This is a genomic window from Klebsiella sp. Ech2A, assembly GCF_030078455.1.
Classification (GTDB): domain Bacteria; phylum Pseudomonadota; class Gammaproteobacteria; order Enterobacterales; family Enterobacteriaceae; genus Klebsiella; species Klebsiella terrigena.
In genome coordinates, this window is the sequence record NZ_JAQGFU010000057.1 from 1 (window position 1) to 24,882 (window position 24,882).

Annotated in this window: 20 protein-coding genes and 7 tRNA genes; 7 read left to right on the top strand and 20 right to left on the bottom strand. The window is 57.7% G+C overall.

Annotated elements, in window-relative coordinates:
• On the top strand, positions 1-725 hold a 725-nt coding region (locus PFH44_RS12730; RefSeq protein ID WP_283825175.1), incomplete at its 5' end, for an FAD-dependent monooxygenase.
• 121 nt (positions 726-846) lie between these two features.
• On the opposite strand, the gene PFH44_RS12735 is transcribed toward PFH44_RS12730, so the two are convergent.
• From PFH44_RS12735 to nagB, 12 genes are all read right to left on the bottom strand, one after another.
• Positions 847-921: transfer RNA gene (locus tag PFH44_RS12735), tRNA-Gln, on the bottom strand.
• 35 nt (positions 922-956) lie between these two features.
• Positions 957-1,031, bottom strand: a tRNA-Gln gene (locus PFH44_RS12740).
• A 44-nt stretch (positions 1,032-1,075) separates the two neighbouring features.
• Positions 1,076-1,152 (bottom strand) — tRNA-Met (locus PFH44_RS12745).
• 21 nt (positions 1,153-1,173) lie between these two features.
• Positions 1,174-1,248: transfer RNA gene (locus PFH44_RS12750), tRNA-Gln, on the bottom strand.
• Between the two features lie 37 nt (positions 1,249-1,285).
• A tRNA-Gln gene (locus tag PFH44_RS12755) sits at positions 1,286-1,360 on the bottom strand.
• A 22-nt stretch (positions 1,361-1,382) separates the two neighbouring features.
• Positions 1,383-1,467, bottom strand: a tRNA-Leu gene (locus tag PFH44_RS12760).
• Positions 1,468-1,477: 10 nt separating this feature from the next.
• A tRNA-Met gene (locus PFH44_RS12765) sits at positions 1,478-1,554 on the bottom strand.
• Positions 1,555-1,781: 227 nt separating this feature from the next.
• Entirely contained in the window at positions 1,782-3,446 is a 1,665-nt protein-coding gene (gene asnB / locus PFH44_RS12770; protein ID WP_045854473.1) for an asparagine synthase B, read from the bottom strand.
• Between the two features lie 278 nt (positions 3,447-3,724).
• Positions 3,725-4,477: an HAD-IIA family hydrolase gene (locus PFH44_RS12775; RefSeq protein WP_045855421.1), complete on the bottom strand. Its 753-nt coding sequence runs from the start codon at positions 4,475-4,477 to the stop codon at positions 3,725-3,727.
• A gap of 52 nt (positions 4,478-4,529) precedes the next feature.
• A complete protein-coding gene (gene nagC, locus PFH44_RS12780) occupies positions 4,530-5,750 on the bottom strand; it encodes a DNA-binding transcriptional regulator NagC (RefSeq protein ID WP_045854474.1) in 1,221 nt (406 codons plus the stop codon).
• 8 nt (positions 5,751-5,758) lie between these two features.
• Positions 5,759-6,907 carry an N-acetylglucosamine-6-phosphate deacetylase gene (nagA, locus tag PFH44_RS12785; protein WP_045854475.1) on the bottom strand — a complete coding sequence of 383 codons (1,149 nt, stop codon included), beginning with the start codon at positions 6,905-6,907 and terminating at the stop codon, positions 5,759-5,761.
• 142 nt (positions 6,908-7,049) lie between these two features.
• The gene (gene nagB / locus PFH44_RS12790; protein WP_045854476.1) at positions 7,050-7,850 is read right to left on the bottom strand and encodes a glucosamine-6-phosphate deaminase; all 801 of its coding nucleotides are present in this window, start codon (positions 7,848-7,850) and stop codon (positions 7,050-7,052) included.
• Between the two features lie 312 nt (positions 7,851-8,162).
• Between nagB and nagE the strand changes: the two genes are divergently transcribed.
• From nagE to PFH44_RS12815, 4 genes are all read left to right on the top strand, one after another.
• Positions 8,163-10,115, top strand: coding sequence for a PTS N-acetyl glucosamine transporter subunit IIABC (gene nagE / locus PFH44_RS12795; protein WP_283825176.1), 1,953 nt, complete (start codon positions 8,163-8,165; stop codon positions 10,113-10,115).
• 178 nt (positions 10,116-10,293) lie between these two features.
• Positions 10,294-11,961: a glutamine--tRNA ligase gene (gene glnS / locus PFH44_RS12800; RefSeq protein WP_045854478.1), complete on the top strand. Its 1,668-nt coding sequence runs from the start codon at positions 10,294-10,296 to the stop codon at positions 11,959-11,961.
• Positions 11,962-12,400: 439 nt separating this feature from the next.
• Positions 12,401-13,804 carry a chitoporin ChiP gene (gene chiP / locus PFH44_RS12810; protein ID WP_045854479.1) on the top strand — a complete coding sequence of 468 codons (1,404 nt, stop codon included), beginning with the start codon at positions 12,401-12,403 and terminating at the stop codon, positions 13,802-13,804.
• 47 nt (positions 13,805-13,851) lie between these two features.
• The gene (locus tag PFH44_RS12815) at positions 13,852-14,184 is read left to right on the top strand and encodes a ChiQ/YbfN family lipoprotein (RefSeq protein WP_045854480.1); all 333 of its coding nucleotides are present in this window, start codon (positions 13,852-13,854) and stop codon (positions 14,182-14,184) included.
• Positions 14,185-14,263: 79 nt separating this feature from the next.
• Here PFH44_RS12815 and fur read toward each other — a convergent pair whose 3' ends face one another.
• The 4 genes from fur to ybfF all read right to left on the bottom strand — a co-directional run bounded on the left by fur (position 14,264) and on the right by ybfF (position 16,890).
• Entirely contained in the window at positions 14,264-14,716 is a 453-nt protein-coding gene (gene fur / locus PFH44_RS12820; protein ID WP_045854481.1) for a ferric iron uptake transcriptional regulator, read from the bottom strand.
• Positions 14,717-15,008: 292 nt separating this feature from the next.
• Entirely contained in the window at positions 15,009-15,539 is a 531-nt protein-coding gene (gene fldA, locus PFH44_RS12825) for a flavodoxin FldA (protein ID WP_148250773.1), read from the bottom strand.
• 150 nt (positions 15,540-15,689) lie between these two features.
• Positions 15,690-15,983, bottom strand: a complete 294-nt coding sequence (ybfE, locus tag PFH44_RS12830) for a LexA regulated protein (protein WP_041144611.1) — start codon at positions 15,981-15,983, stop codon at positions 15,690-15,692.
• Between the two features lie 133 nt (positions 15,984-16,116).
• A complete protein-coding gene (ybfF, locus tag PFH44_RS12835; RefSeq protein WP_283825177.1) occupies positions 16,117-16,890 on the bottom strand; it encodes an esterase in 774 nt (257 codons plus the stop codon).
• A 183-nt stretch (positions 16,891-17,073) separates the two neighbouring features.
• On the opposite strand from ybfF, the gene seqA reads away from it, so the two are divergent.
• On the top strand, positions 17,074-17,622 hold the full coding sequence (gene seqA / locus PFH44_RS12840; protein WP_045854483.1) for a replication initiation negative regulator SeqA: 549 nt from the start codon (positions 17,074-17,076) through the stop codon (positions 17,620-17,622).
• A gap of 33 nt (positions 17,623-17,655) precedes the next feature.
• Positions 17,656-19,296: a phosphoglucomutase (alpha-D-glucose-1,6-bisphosphate-dependent) gene (pgm, locus tag PFH44_RS12845; protein ID WP_283825178.1), complete on the top strand. Its 1,641-nt coding sequence runs from the start codon at positions 17,656-17,658 to the stop codon at positions 19,294-19,296.
• Between the two features lie 106 nt (positions 19,297-19,402).
• Here pgm and kdpE read toward each other — a convergent pair whose 3' ends face one another.
• From kdpE to kdpB, 4 genes are all read right to left on the bottom strand, one after another.
• Positions 19,403-20,080 (bottom strand): two-component system response regulator KdpE, encoded by a 678-nt coding sequence (gene kdpE / locus PFH44_RS12850; protein WP_041144615.1) that lies wholly within the window; start codon positions 20,078-20,080, stop codon positions 19,403-19,405.
• A 19-nt stretch (positions 20,081-20,099) separates the two neighbouring features.
• Positions 20,100-22,796 carry a two-component system sensor histidine kinase KdpD gene (gene kdpD, locus PFH44_RS12855; RefSeq protein ID WP_045854484.1) on the bottom strand — a complete coding sequence of 899 codons (2,697 nt, stop codon included), beginning with the start codon at positions 22,794-22,796 and terminating at the stop codon, positions 20,100-20,102.
• A 3-nt stretch (positions 22,797-22,799) separates the two neighbouring features.
• On the bottom strand, positions 22,800-23,375 hold the full coding sequence (gene kdpC / locus PFH44_RS12860; protein ID WP_283825179.1) for a potassium-transporting ATPase subunit KdpC: 576 nt from the start codon (positions 23,373-23,375) through the stop codon (positions 22,800-22,802).
• A gap of 10 nt (positions 23,376-23,385) precedes the next feature.
• Positions 23,386-24,882: potassium-transporting ATPase subunit KdpB (gene kdpB, locus PFH44_RS12865; protein ID WP_283825180.1), on the bottom strand; the 1,497-nt coding region annotated here is incomplete at its 5' end.

The following is a 24,882-nucleotide window of genomic DNA, read 5'->3' on the forward strand; positions in this document are numbered from 1 at the left end:
GGGACGGGAGGGAGTGCGCGGCCCGGCTGGTTATTGGCGCCGACGGCGCAAACTCCGAGGTGCGTCGGCTGGCCGGGATTGGCGTACAGGCGTGGCAGTATCAGCAATCCTGCATGTTGATTAGCGTCCAGTGCGCCGACGATCCCGGCGACAGCACCTGGCAGCAGTTTACGCCCTCCGGACCGCGCGCGTTTCTGCCGCTGTTCGATCGCTGGGCCTCGCTGGTCTGGTACGACACCCCCGCGCGAATTCGTCAGCTGCAGGGGATGAGCATGGCGCAGCTCCAGCAGGAGATCGGGCGCCACTTTCCGTCGCGCTGCGGTGAGGTTACGCCGCTCAGCGCCGGCGCGTTTCCGCTGACCCGCCGCCACGCGCTGCAGTACGTGCAGCCGGGGCTGGCGCTGGTGGGCGACGCGGCGCACACTATTCATCCGCTGGCGGGGCAGGGGGTTAATCTCGGCTACCGCGACGTCGACGCGCTGCTGGATGTCTTAACGCGCGCGCGGGAGCGCGGTGAGGAGTGGGACAGCTTGCCGGTGCTCAAACGCTATCAGACGCGGCGCAGAACCGATAATTTGCTGATGCAGTCGGGGATGGATCTGTTTTACGTTGGCTTCAGCAACGATCTGGCGCCGGTGCGCGCGCTGCGCAATATCGGCCTGATGGCGGCGGCGCGGGCGGGTATTTTAAAGCGTCAGGCGCTGAAGTACGCGCTGGGGCTGTAGCGAAGAAGCTCCCCGGCCTGCGTGATGCGAGGCCGGGGACCGCGTTGAAATTATCGCAGGCTGAAAGCGGCGGACGACAAAAACAAAAAAGCTCGCCGAAGCGAGCTTTTTTGTTACTAAGTGGCTGGGGTACGAGGATTCGAACCTCGGAATGCTGGTATCAGAAACCAGAGCCTTACCGCTTGGCGATACCCCAACGGGTGCGCCCACAAGTGAGCGACTTTTTTAAATTGGCTGGGGTACGAGGATTCGAACCTCGGAATGCTGGTATCAGAAACCAGAGCCTTACCGCTTGGCGATACCCCAACAATTTTTTCGGATTTATCGAACTAAATCAATAAGTCCCTATCTGGTGGCTACGACGGGATTCGAACCTGTGACCCCATCATTATGAGTGATGTGCTCTAACCAGCTGAGCTACGTAGCCAAATCTTATCACATTCTTCGATGGCTGGGGTACCTGGATTCGAACCAGGGAATGCCGGTATCAAAAACCGGTGCCTTACCGCTTGGCGATACCCCAAGAACCGTCGCGGCAAACCGCTAACCTCGAAGAAATATGGCTGGGGTACCTGGATTCGAACCAGGGAATGCCGGTATCAAAAACCGGTGCCTTACCGCTTGGCGATACCCCATCCGTGCAACGCGTTCGGTGAATGGTGCGGGAGGCGAGACTTGAACTCGCACACCTTGCGGCGCCAGAACCTAAATCTGGTGCGTCTACCAATTTCGCCACTCCCGCAAAAAAAAGATGGTGGCTACGACGGGATTCGAACCTGTGACCCCATCATTATGAGTGATGTGCTCTAACCAGCTGAGCTACGTAGCCATCTTTTTTTTCGCGTTACCTTATCGGCGTTGCGGGGCGCATTATGCGTATTGGGCCTGCGAGCGTCAACCTCTTTTTCAAGGAAAATCGCCGGAATGTGACTGTTTGGTTAGGTTGCAACCAGCATGATGTAATAATCAGCAATTATTGGTTATTTATCGCTTTTAAGCCGTAAATAAAGGCATAAAAAAACGGACCCCGCGGGGTCCGTTTGTCGTCTGGCGCGATTATTTATAGGCCGACTGGTGCACGCCTACCGCGCGTCCTGACGGATCGTTCATGGTTTTGAAAGCTTCATCCCATTCGATCGCTTTAGCCGATGAGCAGGCAACCGACGGACCGCCGGGGACGCACTCCGCGGCGCTCGGCAGCGGGAACAGCTCTTCGAAGATTTCACGGTACAGATACGCCTCTTTCGACGACGGCGTGTTGTACGGGAAGCGGAAGGCGGCGGTTTCCAGCTGCTGGTCGGAAATCTGTCCGGCCGCCACTTCTTTCAGCGTATCGATCCAGCTGTAGCCGACGCCGTCTGAGAACTGCTCCTTCTGGCGCCACGCCACGCTTGCCGGCAGGTAGGATTCAAAGCATTCGCGCAGGATATGCTTTTCCATTTTGCCGTTGCCGCACATCTTATCCTGCGGGTTGATGCGCATGGCGACGTCGAGGAACTGCTTGTCGAGGAACGGCACGCGGGCTTCCACGCCCCACGCGGACATCGCTTTGTTCGCACGGGCGCAGTCAAACATATGCAGCGCCTGCAGCTTGCGCACGGTTTCTTCATGCAGCTCTTTGGCGTTTGGCGCTTTGTGGAAATAGAGATAGCCGCCAAACACCTCATCAGAACCTTCGCCTGACAGCACCATTTTGATGCCCATCGCTTTGATTTTACGCGACATCAGGTACATCGGCGTCGATGCGCGGATGGTGGTCACGTCGTAAGTTTCGATGTGATAAATCACGTCGCGAATGGCGTCGAGGCCTTCCTGGACGGTGAAGTGGATCTCATGGTGCACGGTGCCCAGATGGTTGGCCACTTCCTGCGCGGCTTTCAGATCCGGCGATCCCTCAAGGCCGACGGCAAAGGAGTGCAGCTGCGGCCACCAGGCTTCGCTACGCTCCTGATCTTCAACGCGACGGGCGGCAAACTTTTTGGTGATTGCGGAGATGACCGAAGAGTCCAGGCCGCCGGAAAGCAGCACGCCGTAAGGAACGTCGGACATCAGGTGGCTTTTCACCGACTCTTCCAGCGCCTGACGCAGCTCGTTTTTATCGGTCACGTTGTCTTTTACCGCGTCGTAATCAAACCAGTCGCGCTGGTAATACTCGCGGATTTCGCCATCTTTGCTCCACAGGTAGCTGCCGGCCGGGAACTCTTTAATGGTGCGGCACACCGGCACCAGCGCCTTCATTTCTGATGCGACGTAGAAGTTACCGTGCTCGTCGTGACCCATATACAGCGGAATGATACCGATATGGTCGCGGCCGATCAGGTAGGCATCCTGCTCGCTGTCGTACAGCGCGAAGGCAAACATGCCCTGCAGATCGTCAAGGAAGGCCGGGCCTTTTTCCTGATACAGCGCGAGGATGACTTCGCAGTCTGAACCGGTCTGGAAGGTATAGCGGTCGCCGTATTCTGCGCGCAGCGCCTGGTGGTTATAAATTTCACCGTTCACCGCCAGGGCGTGGGTTTTTTGTTGGTTATACAGCGGCTGGGCGCCGGCGTTAACGTCAACGATAGAGAGACGTTCATGGACCAGAATAGCTTTATCGCTGGCGTAGACGCCGGACCAGTCCGGCCCGCGGTGGCGCATCAGGCGGGAAAGCTCCAGTGCCTTTTTACGCAGTTCTACCGCGTCAGTTTTAATATCCAGTACGCCGAAAATTGAACACATAGCCTTCTCCGTTACCCTATCGTATTTGATGTTGTGCAGACGTCGTCTTGTTGCGAGGTCTTAGTGCGTGTTTAAGAAAATGCCGCAAAGGAGAGGGCGGTGCAAGGCTTTTACGGGGGCAACAGGAAAAAACGCAATGGTGATTGTTGAATATTAAAAAAAGAATATGTTTTGAGCGACTTTATTGACGGATATTCAAAAATAAGCCGATCTCATTAGATGAAGGCTTTTCATTGTGGCTGGAAAATGAAAAACCACGTCCTGGGACGTGGTTTGGCTTAGAAAATATCGATTTCGGCCACCGACGGATAGATCCACGACGGTCGGAACGGCAGGCTGTCGATGTCGTCGAGCGTCGAAACGCCGGACAGCACGAGGATCGTTTCCAGGCCGGCCTGGAAGCCCGCCAGAATATCGGTACGCAGGTTATCGCCGACGATGACGGTTTGCTCGGAGTGGGCCTGCATCTTGTTCAGCGCGGAGCGGATAATCCACGGGCTAGGCTTGCCGACGTAAAACGGCTTGCGGCCGGAGATCTTCTCAATCCCCGCGCACAGCGCGCCGCAGGCCGGGTAGAAGCCGCGGCCGTGGGTGTCCGGATTGGTGGCAATAAAGCGCGCGCCGTTTGCTACAAAGAAGGCCGCCTTGTGCATCATCTCCCAGTTAAAGGAGCGGGTTTCGCCGACGATGACAAAATCCGGGTTGACGTCGGTGATGGTGAAGCCCGCCTTATAAAGCTCGTGGATCAGCGCGCCTTCGCCCACCACGTAGGCTTTTTTCCCCTCCTGACGGCGCAGAAAGTCGGCGGTCGCCATGGCTGAGGTGTAAAAGGCGCTATCCGGGACGTCAATGCCCGCCGTGGCGAAGCGGTTGGCCAGGTCCTGGCCGGTCTGAGACGGATAGTTGGTCAACATCACCAGCGGCATCTCTTTTTCGCGAATGCGTTTGATAAATTCCGCAGCGCCCGGTACGGCCACATTGTCGTGCATCAGCACGCCGTCGATATCACAAATTACGTTTTGAATGGTCATGGACAGTCCGACATCGTTGAAGAAAGGCACAAATGGGTGAACAAAAAACAGGCTAACTTTCCAGCAGGCGCTGGAGCAGGATCCCGTTGAGCATCGCGCGCTTCACCAGCGCAAAGGCGCCGATCGCCGAACGATGATCGAGCGTGGATCGCACCACCGGTAGATTTTTGCGAAACGCTTTTAGCGCCTGGGCGTTAATGCAGCCTTCGATGGCCGGGAGCAAAACCTTTTCTGCTTCGACGATTTCGCCGGCGATCACCACCTTCTGCGGATTGAACAGGTTAATGGCGATGGCAATGGTTTTTCCCAGGTGGCGGCCGACGTGTTCGATAACCTCGCAGGCCAGGGTATCGCCCTTATTGGCGGCTTTGCAGATGGCTTTGATATTGCACTCGTCCACGCTAAGGCGGCTCTGGTAGCCCTGTTCCAGCAGATGGCGCACCCGCTGTTCGATGGCCGCATTGGCGGCGACGGTCTCCAGGCAGCCGAAGTTGCCGCAGTGGCAGCGCTCGCCGAGCGGGTCGACCTGGATGTGGCCTATCTCACCCACGTTACCGTTGCGGCCGATAAAAATGCGGCCGTTGGAGATAATTCCCGCCCCAGTGCCGCGGTGGACGCGCACCAGAATAGAGTCTTCGCAGTCCTGACTTGCGCCAAAGTAGTGCTCCGCCAGCGCCAGGCTGCGGATATCATGGCCGACAAAACAGGTCACTTTAAAGCGTTTTTCCAGCGCCTCTACCAGGCCCCAGTTCTCAACCTGAATATGCGGCATGTAGCGAATGACGCCGCTTTCCGGATCGACAAGGCCGGGTAAAATGACCGAAATAGCGATGAGCTCACGGATCTTGCGCTGGCAGCGTTCGCTAAAGGCGGCGATGATGTTCAGCAGCGCGTGCTCGAGGGTTTCCTGCGTGCGCTCCGGCAGCGGGAAGTGCTCCTCTTCCAGCGTCTTACTGCTTAAATCGTACAGGGTCAGGGTGGCATCGTGGCGGCCGAGGCGTATGCCAATGGCCTGGAAGCTGCGGGTCTCGGCAATAATGGAGATAGCGCGGCGGCCTCCGGTGGAGGCCTGCTGATCGACTTCTTTGATCAGCCCGCGTTCAATCAGTTGACGCGTGATTTTAGTCACGCTGGCAGGGGCAAGCTGGCTTTGTTCCGCGATCTGAATGCGCGAGATGGGGCCATGCTGGTCAATCAGGCGGTATACGGCCGCGCTGTTCAGCTGTTTTACGAGATCAACGTTACCAATTTGAGCATGTCCGCCTGCTGTCATACTTTTACTTACTCAGTGATGACCTCGTTACCATTAACGATGGTCTTGATGATTTTATAGTCGCGGGTAAAGGCGGTCAGGTTAGCGACCATTCCCGGCGCAATGCTGCCGAGCTGCTTTTCCACGCCAATGGCACGCGCAGGGTAGAGGGTTGCCATACGCAACACTTCTTCCAGCGCGATACCGCAATGTTCAACGAGATTACGCACGCCTTCAATCATGGTCAGCGAAGAACCACTGAGGGTACCGTTTTCATCTACGCACAGTCCGTTACGGTAGTATATTGTTTTACCAGCAAAAATGAACTGCTCAATATTGGCACCCGCCGGCGCGGTGGCATCGGTCACGAGGCACAGCTTGTCGCCCTTCAGGCGCTTCGCATTGCGTACGTTAGCATAATCAACGTGCATACCGTCGACGATAATACCGCAGTAAACGTCCGGCTCGTCAAAAATAGCGCCCGCCAGGCCCGGCTCGCGTCCGGTAATATACGGCATGGCGTTATAAAGATGGGTCGCGAAAGTGATGCCCGCGCGGAAACCGATTTTGGCTTCCTTGAGGGTGGCGTTGGAGTGCCCTGCGGAGACGACAATTCCGGCGTCGACCAGCTGGCGAATCACTTCTGGCCCGACGCGCTCCGGCGCAAGAGTCACCTTGGTGATGACATCGGCATTTTCGCACAGGAACTCCACCAGCGCGGCGTCCGGTTTACGCACGTAGTCCGGGTTATGGGTCCCTTTTTTGACGATGTTCAGCCACGGACCTTCAAGATGCAGGCCCAGCGCCTGGTTAGGATACTTTTGCAGATACTCGCGCATGACGCGCACGCCCTGTTTCATCAGATCGTCGCTGGAGGTGATAAGCGTCGGCAGATAGCTGGTGCAGCCGGAGCGTTCGTTGGCCTTCTGCATAATTTCCAGCGTTTCAACGGTCACCGCATCCGGGCTGTCGTTAAACTGCACGCCGCCGCAGCCGTTCAGCTGGACGTCGATAAAACCGGGGGCGAGAACGGCGCCGTTGACCGAGCGTTGCTCAATCCCGGACGGTAAATCAGCCAGTGAACAGATCCGTTCGATAAGGCCATCAGCGATAACTATCGCATGGTCATCCAGAATTTCATGACCGGTATAGATCCGGCCTTGGGTTAATGCATACATACGACCCCCGGTTTACGCACACTTTCCTTCAGGCCGGCCTCTTTAGCAGACCGTTAATTGACCGTTTTGCTGCCGCCTGAAGGATTTTGTGCATCAGAAAAAAAGAAATGTCCCGCGGGGGTAGCCGCAGGACGGGACCAGATTACAACCCTTTGACGTTTTCGGCTTCTAATTCGTTGAAGTATTTCAGCGTCTTCACTTTTAGTTCCATGGTGGACGGTTCGTCGCAAACGATCACTGCTTTCGGGTGCAGCTGCAGACAGGTAATGGTCCACATGTGGTTGACGTTGCCTTCTACCGCCGCCTGCAGCGCCAGCGCTTTCTGATGGCCCAGCACCAGAATCATCACCTCTTCGGCATCCAGCAGGGTGCCAACGCCCACGGTCAGCGCATATTTCGGCACCAGGTCAACGTCACCGTCGAAGAAGCGGGAGTTTGCCACGCGGGTGTCATGGGTCAGGGTTTTAATGCGGGTACGGGAAGCCAGAGAAGAGGCCGGCTCGTTGAACGCGATGTGACCGTCGTTACCCACGCCGCCCATAAACAGGTTAATTTTGCCGTAGGAGCGGATTTTCTCTTCATAGCGGCGACATTCTGCATCGATGTCTGGCGCATTACCGTTGAGCAGGTTAATGTTTTCTGCCTGAATATCAACGTGATCAAAGAAGTTGCGGTGCATAAAGCTATGATAGCTCTCCGGATGCTCCTTCGGCAGGCCAACGTACTCATCCATGTTGAACGTGACAACGTGTTCGAAGCTAACCTGGCCCGCTTTGTGCATCTCAACCAGAGCTTTGTAGGCGGTAAGAGGTGTACCACCGGTAGGCAGACCCAGTACAAACGGACGGTCCGCAGTCGGTTTGAACGCATTGATGCGGTTAACGATGTGGCGAGCCGCCCATTTACCTACTTGTTCAGCTGTTACCAGGGGAATCAGTCTCATTCTTCACCTCTATAGTTAAATTATAACCTGGCGGATTGGCGCCAGTACTCTATGAAGAGTATTGCAGTAACTACGCCGACCGGCTCAATCCGTGTTGATTTTTTGAATGATAAAATAAGTTTTCGTTGTTAGCCAGTCCAGGGGAGGGGTTAATACGATATTTGGTGATTATAGTCACAAAAAATACGCGTTTAATTTGCGATACGAATTAAATTTTCACACACTTTGCGGGTAAGTTAAAAAACTGACCTTTTTACACAATAAAAAAATGGCTTTGAGTGAGCCTCATCGGGGTCTCATAGGGGGAATAAGATGAATATTTTAGGTTTTTTTCAGCGGCTAGGTAGGGCGTTACAGCTCCCTATCGCCGTGCTGCCCGTCGCAGCGCTGCTGCTGCGATTCGGTCAACCCGATCTGCTTAACGTGGCGTTCATCGCGCAGGCCGGCGGGGCAATCTTTGATAACCTGGCGCTGATTTTTGCGATCGGCGTGGCGTCCAGCTGGTCGAAAGACAGCGCCGGCGCGGCGGCGCTGGCCGGTGCGGTAGGTTATTTCGTATTAACCAAAGCAATGGTCACCATCAACCCAGAAATTAACATGGGCGTTCTGGCGGGGATCATTACCGGTCTGGTTGCCGGTGCCGTTTATAACCGCTGGTCTGGCATCAAGCTGCCTGACTTCCTGAGCTTCTTCGGCGGGAAACGTTTTGTTCCTATCGCCACCGGCTTCTTCTGTCTGGTGCTGGCGGCCATCTTCGGCTACGTCTGGCCTCCGGTACAGCACGCCATTCACGCCGGCGGCGAGTGGATCGTGTCCGAGGGCGCGCTGGGTTCCGGTATCTTCGGTTTCATCAACCGTCTGCTGATCCCAACCGGCCTGCATCAGGTGCTGAACACCATTGCCTGGTTCCAGATCGGTGAGTTCACCAACGCCGCAGGCGCGGTGTTCCACGGCGACATCAACCGCTTCTACGCCGGTGACGGCACCGCGGGGATGTTCATGTCCGGCTTCTTCCCGATCATGATGTTTGGTCTGCCGGGTGCGGCGCTGGCGATGTACTTCGCTGCGCCGAAAGAGCGTCGTCCGATGGTTGGCGGTATGCTGCTGTCCGTGGCTATCACCGCGTTCCTGACCGGTGTGACCGAGCCGCTGGAATTCCTGTTCATGTTCCTGGCTCCGCTGCTGTACCTCCTGCACGCCGTCCTGACCGGCATCAGCCTGTTTGTGGCCACGTCGCTGGGTATCCATGCGGGCTTCTCCTTCTCCGCAGGGGCCATTGACTACGTTCTGATGTACAGCCTGCCGGCAGCCAGCAAAAACGTCTGGATGCTGCTGGTCATGGGCGTGGTGTTCTTCTTCATCTACTTCCTGCTGTTCACCGCGGTAATCCGCATGTTCAACCTGAAAACGCCGGGTCGTGAAGATAAAACTGACGACGTGGTGACTTCGGAAGCCAACAGCAACACCGAAGAGGGTTTGACCCAGCTGGCTACGCAGTACATTGCGGCCGTCGGCGGGACTGACAACCTGAAAGCGATTGATGCCTGTATTACCCGTCTGCGTCTGACCGTTGCGGATTCCGCGCGCGTTAACGATGCGGCCTGTAAACGCCTTGGCGCTTCCGGCGTGGTTAAGCTGAACAAACAAACCATCCAGGTTATCGTCGGTGCGAAAGCAGAGTCGGTCGGTGATGAGATGAAAAAAGTGGTTGCGCGCGGCCCGGTAGCCGCCACGGCCACCACAACCAACAGCGCGCCTGTCGCCGCTGCGGCTGCAAAACCGCAGGCCGTGGCTAACGCGAAAACCATCGCCGCGCTGGTTTCGCCGATTACCGGTGATATCGTGGCGCTGGAGCAGGTTCCGGACGAAGCGTTCGCCAGCAAAGCCGTCGGTGACGGCGTGGCGGTGAAACCGACCGATAAGATTGTGGTCTCCCCGGCTACGGGCACCATCGTTAAGATCTTCAATACCAACCACGCGTTCTGTCTGGAAACGGAAAACGGCGCGGAAATCGTTGTCCATATGGGCATTGATACCGTCGCGCTGAACGGCCAGGGCTTCAAGCGCCTGGTCGAAGAGGGCGCGGAAGTGAAGGCAGGCCAGCCGATTCTGGAAATGGATCTGGACTTCCTCAACGCGAACGCCCGCTCGATGATTAGCCCGGTAGTCTGCAGCAACAGCGACGATTACAGCGCGCTGGTGATTCAGGCGAGCGGTAAAGTTGTCGCCGGCCAGACGCCACTGTATGAGATTAAAGGCAAGTAGGGCTCCTGAGTAGAGTTTATGCCTGTGCGGCGGGGGGAAACCTCCGCCGCTTTTTTTTGCAGCAAATGACCCCATAATCTCCTTCAGATACGTATTTTCAGTAACTAATAGTTGTCTCCACGTCCTGCTTGTAAGATCATGTCCCGTTATACGTTGTTTACGCTTTGAGGAACCCACGATGAGTGAGGCAGAAGCCCGCCCAACTAACTTTATTCGTCAGATCATCGATGAAGATCTGGCTACTGGTAAGCACACCACCGTTCATACGCGCTTCCCGCCGGAGCCGAACGGTTATCTGCACATTGGCCACGCGAAATCAATTTGCCTGAACTTCGGCATTGCTCAGGATTATCAAGGCCAATGCAACCTGCGCTTCGATGACACCAACCCGGTGAAAGAAGATATCGAATACGTGGAGTCGATTAAAAACGACGTGCAGTGGTTAGGTTTCCACTGGTCCGGGAAAGTTTGCTACTCGTCTGATTATTTCGATCAGCTGCACAGCTACGCCGTTGAGCTGATCAATAAAGGTCTGGCCTACGTTGACGAGCTGTCGGCGGAAGAGATCCGCGAATACCGCGGCTCGCTGAAAGCGCCGGGCAAAAACAGCCCGTACCGCGATCGCAGCGTAGAAGAGAACCTGGCGCTGTTTGAAAAAATGCGCGCCGGTGGTTTTGCGGAAGGTAAAGCCTGCCTGCGTGCGAAAATCGATATGGCTTCGCCGTTTATCGTCATGCGCGATCCGGTGCTGTACCGCATTAAGTTCGCCGATCACCATCAGACCGGTAGCAAGTGGTGCATCTACCCGATGTATGACTTTACCCACTGCATCAGCGATGCGCTGGAAGGTATCACGCACTCTCTGTGTACCCTGGAGTTCCAGGATAACCGTCGCCTGTACGATTGGGTGCTGGATAACATCAGCATTCCGGTTCATCCGCGCCAGTACGAATTCTCGCGCCTGAATCTCGAATATACCGTGATGTCCAAGCGCAAGCTCAACCAGCTGGTCACCGAGAAGCACGTTGAGGGCTGGGACGATCCGCGTATGCCGACGATTTCCGGCCTGCGTCGCCGCGGCTATACCGCCGAATCGATTCGTGAGTTCTGTAAGCGCATCGGCGTGACCAAACAGGACAACACCATTGAAATGGCGTCGCTGGAATCCTGCATTCGTGAAGATCTGAACGAAAACGCCCCGCGCGCGATGGCCGTTATCGATCCGGTAAAACTGGTTATCGAAAACTATCCGCAGGGCGGCAGTGAAAATGTGACCATGCCTAACCATCCGAGCAAGCCGGAGATGGGCAGCCGCGACGTGCCGTTCAGCGGTGAAGTCTGGATCGATCGCGCGGATTTCCGTGAGGAAGCCAACAAGCAGTACAAGCGTCTGGTGCTGGGCAAAGAGGTTCGCCTGCGCAATGCCTACGTGATCAAAGCCGAGCGCGTAGAGAAGGACGCAGAGGGCAATATCACCACCATCTTCTGCACCTATGATGCCGATACGCTGAGCAAAGATCCTGCTGACGGCCGCAAGGTCAAGGGCGTTATCCACTGGGTGAGCGTGGCGCACGCGCTGCCGGTAGAAATTCGCCTGTACGACCGTCTGTTCAGCGTGCCGAATCCGGGCGCCGAAGAGGACTTCCTGGCCGTAATGAACCCTGAATCGCTGGTTATCAGGCACGGCTTTGCCGAGCCGAGCCTGGCGCAGGCACAGGCCGGTAAGGCGCTGCAGTTCGAGCGTGAAGGCTACTTCTGCCTCGATAGCCGCTATGCTACCGCTGACCGTCTGGTGTTCAACCGCACCGTTGGCCTGCGCGATACCTGGGCGAAGACCGGCGCATAAGCCCGCGTCCCCGCCTCGTCAGCAAAAACGCCGCCTCCCGCGGCGTTTTTTATTTCCGTCTTTCACGGCCGAATCTGGTTATTTTCGCGATGCGAATTAATCTTGTTTACAAGCTGTAATATATCCCGCCGGGCCCGTCGGCGATTATCGCGTAAAAAACCGCTGTAAGCGTTTTCATTTCCCGTTTTATTCTGATTTTGCAAACACTTCCGAACTAAATCTACGAAATTTAAGGCTGTAACAAAACGACATAGAATATGTGCGCTTTGTCATAATCTTAAGCTTTGCTCGGCGAAAGAGATTGATAATTCGCGTCACGAAAAATAGTCTATCCATAGTGGATTTGCGGACTTTTTCCGCACCGCTTTTTAGCAGTCTTATTTATTTTTCGCGGCTTGCCTTTGGCTCCGCGTTTTAAAACGTCAAAGAGGATATGCACATGCGTACGTTTAGTGGCAAACGTAGTACGCTGGCGCTGGCTATTGCCGCCGTCACCGCGATGTCGGGCTGGATCGTCGTTCCGCAGGCCAGCGCAGCAGGTTTTATTGATGATTCCACATTAACCGGCGGTATCTATTACTGGCAGCGTGAGCGCGACCGTAAAGACGTCACCGACGGCGATAAGTACAAAACCAACCTTTCGCATTCAACCTGGAACGCCAACCTGGACTTCCAGTCCGGCTATGCCGCCGATATGTTTGGTATCGACGTAGCGGCCTTTACCGCCATTGAAATGGCGGAAAGCAGCGAAAGCGGCCACCCGAACGAAATTGCCTTCTCCTCAAGAAATAAAGCCTACGACGAAGATTACTCCGGCGATAAGAGCGGGATCAGCCTCTACAAAGCGGCGGCAAAATTTAAGTTTGGTCCGGCGTGGGCGCGCGCTGGCTATATTCAGCCAACCGGGCAAACGCTGCTGGCTCCGCACTGGAGCTTTATGCCGGGCACTTATCAAGGTGCTGAAGCCGGAGCTAACTTTGATTACGGCGATTCCGGCGCGCTGAGTTTCTCCTACATGTGGACGAACGAATACAAGGCGCCGTGGCACATTGAGATGGATGAGTTCTACCAGAATGATAAGAAGACCAAAGTCGATTATCTGCACTCTCTGGGCGCCAAATATGATTTTAAAAACGACCTCGTGCTGGAGGCCGCGTTTGGCCAGGCTCAGGGGTATATCGACCAGTATTTTGCCAAGGCCAGCTATAAATTTGACGTTGCCGGTACCCCGTTAAATACCAGCTATCAGTTCTACGGCACCCGCGATAAGGTCAGCAACGGCGGCGCCAACGATATTTACGACGGCACCGCCTGGCTGCAGGCGCTGACCTTCGGCTACAAGGTTGCCGACGTGCTGGACCTGCGTCTGGAAGGGACCTGGGTCAAGGCCGAGGGCCAGCAGGGCTACTTCCTGCAGCGTATGACTCCAACCTACGCCTCCTCTAACGGCCGCCTGGACGTGTGGTGGGATAACCGCTCCGACTTTAACGCCAACGGCGAAAAGGCCGTGTTCTTCGGCGCGATGTACGACATGAAAAACTGGAATATGCCGGGCTGGGCGTTTGGTGCATCTTACGTTTACGCATGGGATGCGAAACCGGGCAAAATGGCGACGCCTGACGCGTACTACAACGCGGACAAACGTCTGGAAGAGTCGGCCTACAGCCTCGACGCCATGTATACCGTACAGGACGGCCGGGCAAAAGGAACGCTGTTCAAACTCCACTTCACCCAGTACGACAACCACTCCGATATTCCAAGCTGGAGCGGCGGTTACGGCAACATCTTCCAGGATGAGCGCGACGTGAAGTTTATGGTTATTGCCCCGTTCACTATTTTCTGATGCCGCAGCGGCGGGCGTAAGCCTGCCGCCAGCCTGTGAGGTTGATTATGAAAAAGCTATTGCTCATCGCCATCATGGCATCGGGTCTGGTGGCCTGTGCGCAGTCACCGGCGCCAAAAGAAGATACTAAGTTGAAGGATGCCTACAGCGCCTGCATCAATACGGCAGAAGGGAACCCGGATAAAGTTCAGGCCTGCCAGAGCGTGCTGAACGTTCTTAAAGAGGATAAACAGCACCAGCAGTTCGCTACCCAGGAAAGCGTACGGGTGCTGGATTATCAGCAGTGTATCCTGGCGACCCGCACCGGCAACGATCAGGCGGTTAAAGCCCGCTGCGACCAGATCTGGAAAGAGATCCGCAGCAACAATACCCGGCCCTGATCCTCGGCGTACTGCCTGATTACGGGCATAAAAAAAGCCAACCCTCGGGTTGGCTTTTTGCTGCTTACGCTGTGGGAAACTACTTTTCCACCGCGTCGTGCGCGTGTTCATTTTCGCGGCAGTCGCCTTCAGCACAGTGACCGTACAGGTACAGGCTGTGGTTGGTCAGGCGGATACCGTGACGGTGGGCAATTTCACGCTGACGCGCTTCGATGGAGTCATCGCTGAATTCGATCACTTTGCCACAATCGAGGCAAATCAGGTGATCGTGATGATGCTGCTGCGTCAGTTCGAAAACGGATTTACCGCCTTCAAAATTATGGCGGGTAACAATGCCGGCATCATCAAACTGGTTCAGTACGCGATAAACGGTAGCCAGACCGATCTCTTCCCCCATGTCGATCAGGCGTTTGTATAAATCTTCCGCGCTGACGTGATGGTTATCCGGCCCCTGCAGCACTTCCAGAATTTTTAATCGTGGAAGTGTGACTTTCAGGCCAGCCTTCTTCAATGCGGTATTGTTGTCAGTCATGCGGAATCTGTCCTGTTGCTAAACGATCTACTTCCATTAGCGGAAGTAATACAGAGAATCACCCGATGTAACGCGTCTCATTATAGAACTGCCATGATGAAATGAAAACCGCAAGCATCGAGCCTTGTATGCTGTCAAAAACGAGGCACAGGCTACAAACTGTGTCACGTCTCCTCGTCAAATCAGAGGACATTGTACAGATATGTGATTAAAAGTTAAAAACTTGTAGCTATTAGTTTTATTGCTTTTACCTATTAATACGACGATACCCCAAGGTATCGCCGTTTAACCATCAGGCGTTTTTGATTTCTTCGAGATGCAGTTCTTCAGAAATCTGCTTAACCCATTTCTCAACGCGCTCGTTGGTCAGCTCAGGCTGACGGTCTTCATCGATAGCGAGACCGACGAAATGGTCGTCATCGGCGAGACCTTTAGAGGCTTCGAAATGGTAGCCCGCCGTTGGCCAGTGGCCGACGATGGTTGCACCGCGCGGTTCGATGATGTCGCGAATGGTCCCCAGCGCGTCACAGAAGTATTCAGCGTAGTCTTCCTGGTCGCCGCAGCCAAACAGGGCGACGAGCTTACCGTTGAAGTCGACCTCTTCCAGCGTCGGGAAGAAATCATCCCAGTCACACTGCGCTTCACCGTAGTACCAGGTTGGGATGCCCAGCAGCAGAATGTCATGACCCTGCAGGTCTTCTTTGCTGCTTTTGGCAATGTCGTGAACATCAGCAACGTCTTTACCGAGCTGCTTTTGGATCATTTTTGCAATATTTTCGGTGTTGCCGGTGTCGCTGCCAAAAAAGATGCCGATGATTGCCATGAGTAAAATAACCTCTTGAAACTTAATGATGTGGTAGTGGCGTAATGCCCGCAGATAACGGCAATCATAGCAGAACAGGGAAGGGCGCGGAAACAGCAATCATGCCCGACTGCACACTCTGCTACATGAAAGTGCTGTTTTTGAGGTTTCTCAGACTTTACCCTGGCTATGTAGGGCTGCAAGCTGGTTCATCAACATCTCTTCAATCAGATCGCTACGGTTCATATTGCGGGCATCAGCTAGCTCATTGAGCGCATCAACCGCTTCAGCGTTGAGCTTGAGCTCCACGCGCTTTAAGCCGCGCACTTTGTCGCGTTTAAGCTGGTTGCGTTTATTGATGCGCAGCTGCTCGTCGCGCGAAAGCGGATTGGTCTTTGGTCTACCCGGGCGACGCTCGGTTGCGAACAAATCTAATGTCGTACGGTCCGTTTGTTCTTTTGCCATGATTCAGAGTGACTTCGGGGAAACGAGTTGTCGGGCCATTGCCGACACAGATAGCGCGCCATAATACATCAGGCGAACCGCTGCGCCAACGACCGCGGGCATTCTGCGGCGCGGTCGGGCAGTTTTTAGCCAGTTATGCCGCTAAAGAGGAGAGATATCGGCGAATGGCGCGCAGTACCGCCTCCGGTTTCTCTGCATGGACCCAATGGCCCGCGCTGGCAATCACGTGCGCGCGGGCCTGCGGGAACTGCGCCAGCAGCGCGTCGCGATACTCATCGGACACGTAGGGTGAGTTGCCGCCCGGGATAAACAGGACCGGATGCGGCCAGGCGGGAACCGGCTGCCAGCCAACGATATGGCTATATTGATCCCACAGGACCGGCACGTTAAACCGCCACTCGCCGTCAACGAAGGACTTCAGCAGAAACTGAATCACGCCCTCTTCCTGCAGGTGTTCGCGCATGACCGCCGCCGCCTGCTGGCGGGTTGCGGCGCCGGCGGCGGTCACGGCGTTGATGGCGGCAAAGATTTCGTCATGGCGGCGAACGTGATAATCCACCGGCGCGATATCGATAGCCACCAGGCCGTCGATGCGTTCCGGCGCGAGGGCGCTAAGCGCCATCACCGCTTTACCGCCCATTGAGTGGCCGATAAAGGTCGCTTTTTCCAGCTGCAGATCGTCAAGGGTGTCGAGCAGATCCTGAGCCATCGCGGCGTAGGTCATCTGCGGATCGCGCGGGGAAAGACCGTGATTGCGCATATCGACCTGCAGGGTATCGTAGTCGGCGACCAGGTCGCGTGCGAGGATGCCCAGGTTATCAAGGCTGCCAAACAGGCCGTGAACCAGGACCACCGGGGAATTATTGTGCGGATTTTGTGCAGATTGCGCGCGGCTATTTAATTTCATGGCAAAGTTCTTTTTTTCGCTCCGTCGGGTTAGGGTATTATGTTGGACATTCTGCCATCCGGCTGCAAGACCCAGAGCTATCTGAGTTTTACCGCCATCCTGGTTTGACGCTATCCGCGGTTAGGATTTGTCCTTATAATCCTGACAACTTGTATTCAGAATAAGATATCGCACTGGATTAAGATGAAAACAATTGAAGTTGATGATGATCTCTATCGCTATATTGCCAGCCACACCCAGCATATTGGTGAGAGTGCATCCGACATTTTACGGCGCATGCTGAAATTTTCCGCCGCTTCCCAGACCGCCGCCGCCGTTGCGAAAGCCGCGCCGGCCCCGGCTCCGGCCGCCGTTGTTGAGGCCAGGCCCGCTAACCCGGTGAAGGATAAGGTCCGCGCCGTGCGCGAACTGCTGTTATCTGATGAATACGCCGAGCAAAAGCGCGCGGTAAACCGTTTTATGCTGGTGCTGACGACGCTGTACTCGCTGGACAGCAAAGCGTTTGCAGCGGCCACCGAGTCTCTACACGGGCGTACGCGGACCTATTTTGCTGAAGATGCCCGCATTCTGCTGAAAAGCGGCAATCAGACTAAGCCTAAGCAGGTCCCCGGCACGCCGTGGTGGGTGATTACCAATACCAACACTGGCCGCAAATGCAGCATGATTGAACATATCATGCAGTCAATGCAATTCCCCGCGGAGTTGATTGAGAAGGTCTGCGGCACGATCTAGCTTTATTCACCCTTGCATCAGAAGGATCAGGCAATGGCAATCGATAAACGTGCGGGGCAGCCTGCACAACAGAGTGATTTGATTAACGTCGCCCAGCTGACTGCCCAGTACTATGTACTGAAGCCGGAAGCAGGCAACGCGGAGCATGCGGTGAAGTTTGGGACCTCTGGCCATCGCGGCAGCGCAGGTCGCCATAACTTCAACGAGCAGCATATTCTGGCGATTGCTCAGGCGATTGCGGAAGATCGTGCGAAGAACGGGATTACCGGTCCATGCTACGTCGGTAAGGATACCCACGCGCTCTCCGAGCCGGCCTTTATTTCCGTACTGGAAGTACTGGCGGCTAACGGTGTTGATGTGATCGTGCAGGAGAACAACGGCTTCACCCCGACGCCGGCGATTTCCAACGCCATTCTGGTGCACAACAAAAAGGGTGGCCCGCTGGCGGATGGCATCGTAATCACGCCGTCGCATAACCCGCCGGAAGATGGCGGTATCAAGTACAACCCGCCGAACGGCGGTCCGGCTGATACCAACGTCACCAAGGTGGTGGAGAACCGGGCTAACGAACTGCTGGCTTCCGGCCTGGAGGGCGTGAAGCGCATCTCTCTCGATGCCGCTCTGGCCTCCGGCCACGTGAAAGAGCAGGATCTGGTTCAGCCGTTTATTGAAGGGCTGGCGGATATCGTCGATATGGCGGCGATTCAAAAAGCGGGCCTTAAGCTTGGCGTCGATCCGCTGGGCGGCTCCGGGATTGAATACTGGAAGCGCATCGCCGAGTACTACAAGCTGAATCTGACCATCGTTAACGATCATGTCGATCAAACCTTCCGCTTTATGCACCTGGATAAAGACGGCGCCATCCGCATGGACTGCTCGTCCGAGTGCGCGATGGCCGGCCTGCTGGCGCTGCGCGACAAGTTTGATCTGGCCTTCGCCAACGATCCGGATTACGACCGTCACGGCATCGTAACCCCGGCCGGACTGATGAACCCGAACCACTATCTGGCGGTGGCGATTAACTATCTGTTCCAGCACCGTCCGCAGTGGGGAAAAGAGGTTGCCGTCGGCAAAACGCTGGTCTCTTCGGCGATGATCGACCGCGTGGTCGGCGATCTTGGCCGTAAGCTGGTGGAAGTGCCGGTGGGCTTTAAGTGGTTCGTTGACGGCCTGTTTGACGGCAGCTTTGGCTTCGGCGGTGAAGAGAGCGCGGGCGCTTCGTTCCTGCGTTTTGACGGCACGCCGTGGTCTACGGATAAAGACGGGATCATCATGTGCCTGCTGGCCGCGGAAATCACCGCCGTCACCGGTAAAAACCCGCAGCAGCACTATGACGAGCTGGCCGCACGCTTCGGCGCGCCGAGCTATAACCGCCTGCAGGCATCGGCAACCTCCGCGCAGAAAGCGGCGCTGTCGAAGCTGTCGCCGGAGATGGTCAGCGCAAGCACGCTGGCGGGCGATCCGATCACCGCTCGCCTGACCGCTGCGCCGGGTAACGGTGCGTCGATCGGCGGTCTGAAAGTGATGACCGACAACGGCTGGTTTGCCGCTCGTCCGTCAGGCACGGAAGACGCCTACAAAATCTACTGCGAAAGCTTCCTCGGCGAAGAACATCGCAAGCAGATTGAGAAAGAGGCGGTAGAAATTGTCAGCGAAGTGCTGAAAAACGCCTGATAGCCTGGTGAAACCTCTCCCGATAGCGCAGCGCTAGCCGGGAAGAGGGGACCCTCCCGCTCGGGCCCGGCGCTTTCGCCGCGGCCCGACGCTCTTCCAACCGAACCTAAGGCATAAAGCGATAGCCAATGCCGGTCTCGGTCAGCAGATGCTGCGGTCGCGCAGGATCAACCTCCAGCTTTTGCCGCAGATGACCCATATAGATTCGCAGATAGTGGCTGTGCTCCACCGCATTCGGCCCCCAGACGTGATTCAGCAGATGGCGCTGGGTTAGCACCTTGCCGGCGTTATTCAGCAGCGCAGCCAGCAGGCGGAACTCAATCGGGGTAAGATGAATCTCCTCCTCGCCGCGCAGGATCCGCCGCGCCGGAATATCAACCTGAATAGTGGAAAAGCGGACGATGGGCTCATCGGCCTGGGCACCGGCGTGACGGCGCAGCGCGACCCGCAGCCGCGCCTGCAGCTCGCCAATGCCAAACGGCTTGCTCAGGTAGTCATCGGCGCCGGCATCGAGGGCGGCAATTTTATCCTGTTCTTCCGTGCGCGCCGACAGCACGATAATCGGCATCTGGCTCCACTGGCGCACTTCGCGAATAAAATCGCTGCCGTCGCCATCGGGCAGGCCAAGATCAAGAATCGTCAGGTCAGGCTTGCGGGTTGCGGCTTCGAGCAGACCGCGCTGCAGCGTTTCGGCTTCAAATACCCGCATGCCGTCGGCTTCCAGCGCGGTGCGCAGAAAGCGACGAATAGCATGTTCATCTTCAATAATAAGAACGTTGATCACGGTTCCTCGGCTAGTGCTTTCAGTCAGTTCGCGCGTCGCCGCACCACTCATCCAGCTCCGGCGGCGCCTCTCGCGGCAGTGTAACACGGAAGCAGGCGCCGCCCTCAGGGCGCGTTTGCGCGCCGATGGTGCCGCCGTGGACCTCGACGATCGCCTGGCAGATCGCCAGCCCCAGCCCTACGCCTGGGATGGCGGACTCTTTATGACCGCGGGCGAACTTATCAAAGATAGCCTGTTCCTGGCCCAGGGGGATCCCCGGACCGCTATCCCACACGTCGAGCTGCAGCTGGCGATCGTCGGCCTGCGCCGTAATGCCGATTTGCGCCTGCGGGCCGGCGTACTTCAGCGCATTCTCCAGCAGATTGATCAGCACCCGCTCAAAAAGCGGCCCGTCGACGTGAACCAGCAGCAGCGGGTCGGGTAGCGCCAGATGAATATGCTGGCCGCCGAGGCCCGGCTCCAGCATCCGCAGCGCGCTGCCAACCACCTCTTCGAGGGTGAGCCACTCTTTGTGCAAATTAAAGCCGCCGGACTGGATCCGCGCCATATCCAGCAGATTATTCACCAGCCGGGTGGTGTTGAGCACGTGCTGGCGAATTTCATTGGCCTGCGGCGCGTGTTTAGACCCTTCGCTCGCCAGATCGAGGGTCAGAATTTCCGCCTGACCGAAGAGGATCGTCAGCGGGGTGCGTAAATCATGCGACAGCGCCGCCAGCAGGGAGTTACGCAGGCTCTCGCGCTCGCTGTTGAGCCGGGCCTGCTCTTCGCTGGCGGTGAGCGTCAGCCGCTCGAGGGCGCTGGCCACCAGTAGGGTAAAGGTCTCCAGCAGCCGCTGCTGCTCGGGGATCATCAGCTGGCGCAGGTTATCCGGCTCAACCACCAGCAGTCCCCAGCTGCGGGCGGCGCTTTTCAGCGGCAGGATCTGGTAGGGAACGCCGGGCAGCGTATCGGTGCCCGCGCCGGCGGGCTGGCCTTTATCGAAGCTCCAGCGCGCAATCGCATCATCCCACGAGGTGAGCCCCGCCTGCTGGGTCAGCGGCCGCAGAGCTCCGCTCTCGTCGGGCAGCAGAAGCTGGCCCCGGGCCTGGAAAGTCGAGGCGATAAAGCGTTCGCTGGTCAGCGCGATATCCTCCCGGCTGCGCCCGACCGCCAGCGCTTTTGACATCTCATACAGATGACGGGTGCGCTGCTCGCGGTAGCGGGCGACGCGGGCCTGGTAGCGCACGCCGGCGGTGAGGTTACCGATCACCAGGCCAACGGTGAGCATGACCCCGAAGGTCAGGAGATACTGGACGTCGGAAACCGCCAGCGTGCCGCGCGGGGCGATAAAGAACAGATCGAAGCTGACGACGTTGATAACAGTCGCCAGCACCGACGGCCAGCGGCCGTACAGCAGGGCGATAACCACCACCCCGAGCAGGTAGATCATCACCAGGTTGGCAGCCTCAAAGGCCACCAGCCACTGCATGGCGACGAGCGTAATTACCGCACAGATGGCCACCGCGACGCAGCAGCCCTGCAGCTGCAGCCGCCACTTATCCATCGTGCTGCGGCTATCGCCGGCGCGGGCGGGCAGGGGGGCGCTCTTTTCATCAAGGGCAATCACCACCAGATCGAGGTCCGGCGCGTGGCGGGCCAGGCGGTCGGCAAAACCCTGCCGATCCCACCAGCGGCGCTGCCGCTGACGGCCGATAACAATTTTTCCGAGGTTATGCTCGCGGGCGTAGTGCAAAACCGCCTTCTCTTCCGAAGGATCGGACAAGGTGGCGGTCTCCGCGCCCAGCTCCTGGGCGAGCCTGAGCGCCGCGAGGATCGCCCGCCGTTTGGCTTCCGACAAGCGATGCAGAGACGGAGTTTCAACGTAGACCGCGTGCCAGATGCTGCCGAGCCTGGCGGCGAGGCGGGCGGCGGCGCGGACCAGCTTCTCGCTGCCGGTATTGTGGCCGATGCACAGCAGGATAGCGTCGCGGGTGTGCCAGACTTTCTCCTGGCCCTGACGGTCGCGCCAGGCGCGCATCTGCTCATCGACCCGGTCGGCGGTGCGGCGCAGCGCCAGCTCGCGCAGGGCAATCAGGTTACCTTTGCGAAAGAAGTTCTCGATGGCGCGTTCGGCCTGGCCGCCGATATACACCTTCCCTTCATTAAGGCGCTGGCGAAGATCGTCGGGGGGGAGGTCCACCAGCACCACGTCATCGGCGGCATCAAAGAACGGGTCGGGGACGGTTTCGCGGACCTGCACGCCGGTGATGCCGCTCACCACGTCGTTCAGGCTTTCCAGATGCTGGACGTTAACGGTGGTAAAGACGTCGATGCCGGCTTCAAGCAGCTCTTCGACGTCCTGCCAGCGCTTAGGGTGGCGTGAGCCGGGAGCGTTGCTGTGCGCCAGCTCATCGACCAGAATCAGCGCCGGGCGGCGGGCCAGGGCGGCATCGAGATCGAATTCGTGAACGTAGCGCCCGCGGTGGGAGAAACGGCGCGGGGGGAGGATGCTTAGCCCCTCCAGCATCGCCGCCGTCTCTTTGCGCCCGTGGGTTTCCGCCACGCCAATCAGAATATCGAGCCCCTGGGCGCGAAGCCGCTGCGCCTCGGCCAGCATCGCCCAGGTTTTACCGACGCCCGCGCAGGCGCCAAAGAACACCTTTAGCTTGCCGCGATGCGGCTCGGCGGCGTGTTGCAGCAGACGGTCAGGGTCCGGGCGCAGCGGCTCGTCACTCATTTTTTAGTTATCCTTCAGGGCATCCAGCGCCATATTCAGCTGCAGTATATTTACCACAGGTTGGCCGAGAAAACTGGCCAGCGGTTTTTGCGTCGCCTCATTCACCAGCCGGGTGACCTGCCCGGCGCTCAGCTGGCGGGCTTTGGCGATGCGCGGTACCTGCCACAGCGCGGCCGCCGGCGTCAGGCCATTATCCAGCCCGCTCGCCGAGGCGGTGACCAGCTCCACCGGAACCCGCGGGCTGGCGTCGGGGGTGGCGCGACGCAGCGCCTCTACCCGTTCGCCAATGACTTTATCCAGCGCCGGGTTGCTGGCGGCGAGGTTGCTCCCGCCGGACGCCAGCGGGCTATCCGCCGTCTGGGCGATGGCCGAAGGCCGCCCCTGGAAATAGCCTGCGGCGGTAAAGTTTTGCCCAATCAGGCTGGAGCCGCGCACCTCGCCATCAATGCGGATCGGCGAACCGTTCGCCTGCTGGGGGAACCACCACTGCCCGAGGGCGGTCGTCAGCAGCGGATAGAGCCCGCCGGTGAGCAGGGTTAACAGAATAAATAGCACAACGGCCGGACGAATGAATGACATGGTATTTTCCTCACACCAACCCGGTCAGGGTCAGCAGCAGATCGATGATTTTGATGCCGACAAACGGCACCAGCAGCCCGCCAAGACCGTAGACCCACAGGTTACGGCGCAGCATGGCCGATGCCGACAGCGGGCGATAGCTCACGCCCTTCAGCGCCAGCGGGATCAGGAAGACGATAATCAGCGCGTTAAAGATAACCGGGCTGAGGATCGCCGATGACGGCGAGTGCAGGCGCATCACGTTGAGCATGGCGAGCTGCGGGTAAACGGCGGCAAAGGCGGCCGGAATAATGGCAAAGTATTTCGCCACGTCGTTGGCGATGCTGAAGGTGGTTAACGAACCCCGGGTCATCAGCATCTGTTTACCGATATGCACCACCTCAATTAATTTGGTCGGGTTGGAGTCGAGGTCGACCATATTTCCGGCCTCTTTTGCCGCCTGGGTGCCGGAGTTCATCGCCACCGCGACGTCGGCCTGGGCCAGCGCCGGAGCATCGTTGGTACCGTCGCCGGTCATCGCCACCAGCCGACCCTCCGACTGGTACTGGCGAATCAGCGCCAGCTTGGCTTCCGGCGTCGCTTCGGCGAGAAAATCATCGACCCCCGCTTCGGCGGCAATCGCCGCCGCGGTCAGGCGGTTATCGCCGGTGATCATCACCGTTTTGATGCCCATCTTGCGCAGCTGGGCAAAGCGCTCTTTGATCCCGCCCTTGACGATATCTTTCAGCGAGATAACCCCCAGCACGCGCTCGCCTTCGGCCACCACCAGCGGCGTGGCGCCCAGGCGGGCAACCTCTTCCACCTGCTTATCGACGTCCGCCGGGAAGTGGCCACCGTTGGCCTCGACGTGGCGACGAATGGCATCGACCGAACCTTTGCGGATCATGCGCTGGTCGATGTTGATGCCGCTCATCCGCGTCTGGGCGGTGAACGGTACAAAGGTCGCCTGCAGCGACTGCAGGTCGCGCTCGCGGAGGTTAAAGCGCTGTTTCGCCAGCACCACGATGCTGCGGCCTTCGGGGGTCTCATCGGCCAGGGAGGAGAGCTGCGCCGCGTCGGCGAGAGTGCGCTCCTCCACGCCGCGGGCCGGCAGGAAGGCCGAGGCCTGACGGTTGCCGAGGGTGATGGTGCCGGTTTTATCCAGCAGCAGGACGTCAACGTCGCCGGCGGCTTCAACCGCGCGTCCGCTGGTGGCGATGACGTTCGCGCCCAGCATGCGGCTCATCCCGGCGACGCCGATGGCCGACAGCAGGCCGCCGATGGTGGTGGGGATCAGGCATACCAGCAGCGCCACCAGCACCGTTACGCTGACCGCGCTGCCGCTCCACGCGGAGAAGGGCCAGATAGTGGCGGTGGCCAGCAGGAACACCAGCGTCAGGGCGATGAGCAGGATCGTCAGCGCGATCTCGTTCGGCGTTTTGCGCCGCTGGGCGCCTTCCACCATCGCGATCATCCGGTCAAGGAAGGTTTCGCCGGGGTTAACGCTCCAGCGTGTCACCAGCCAGTC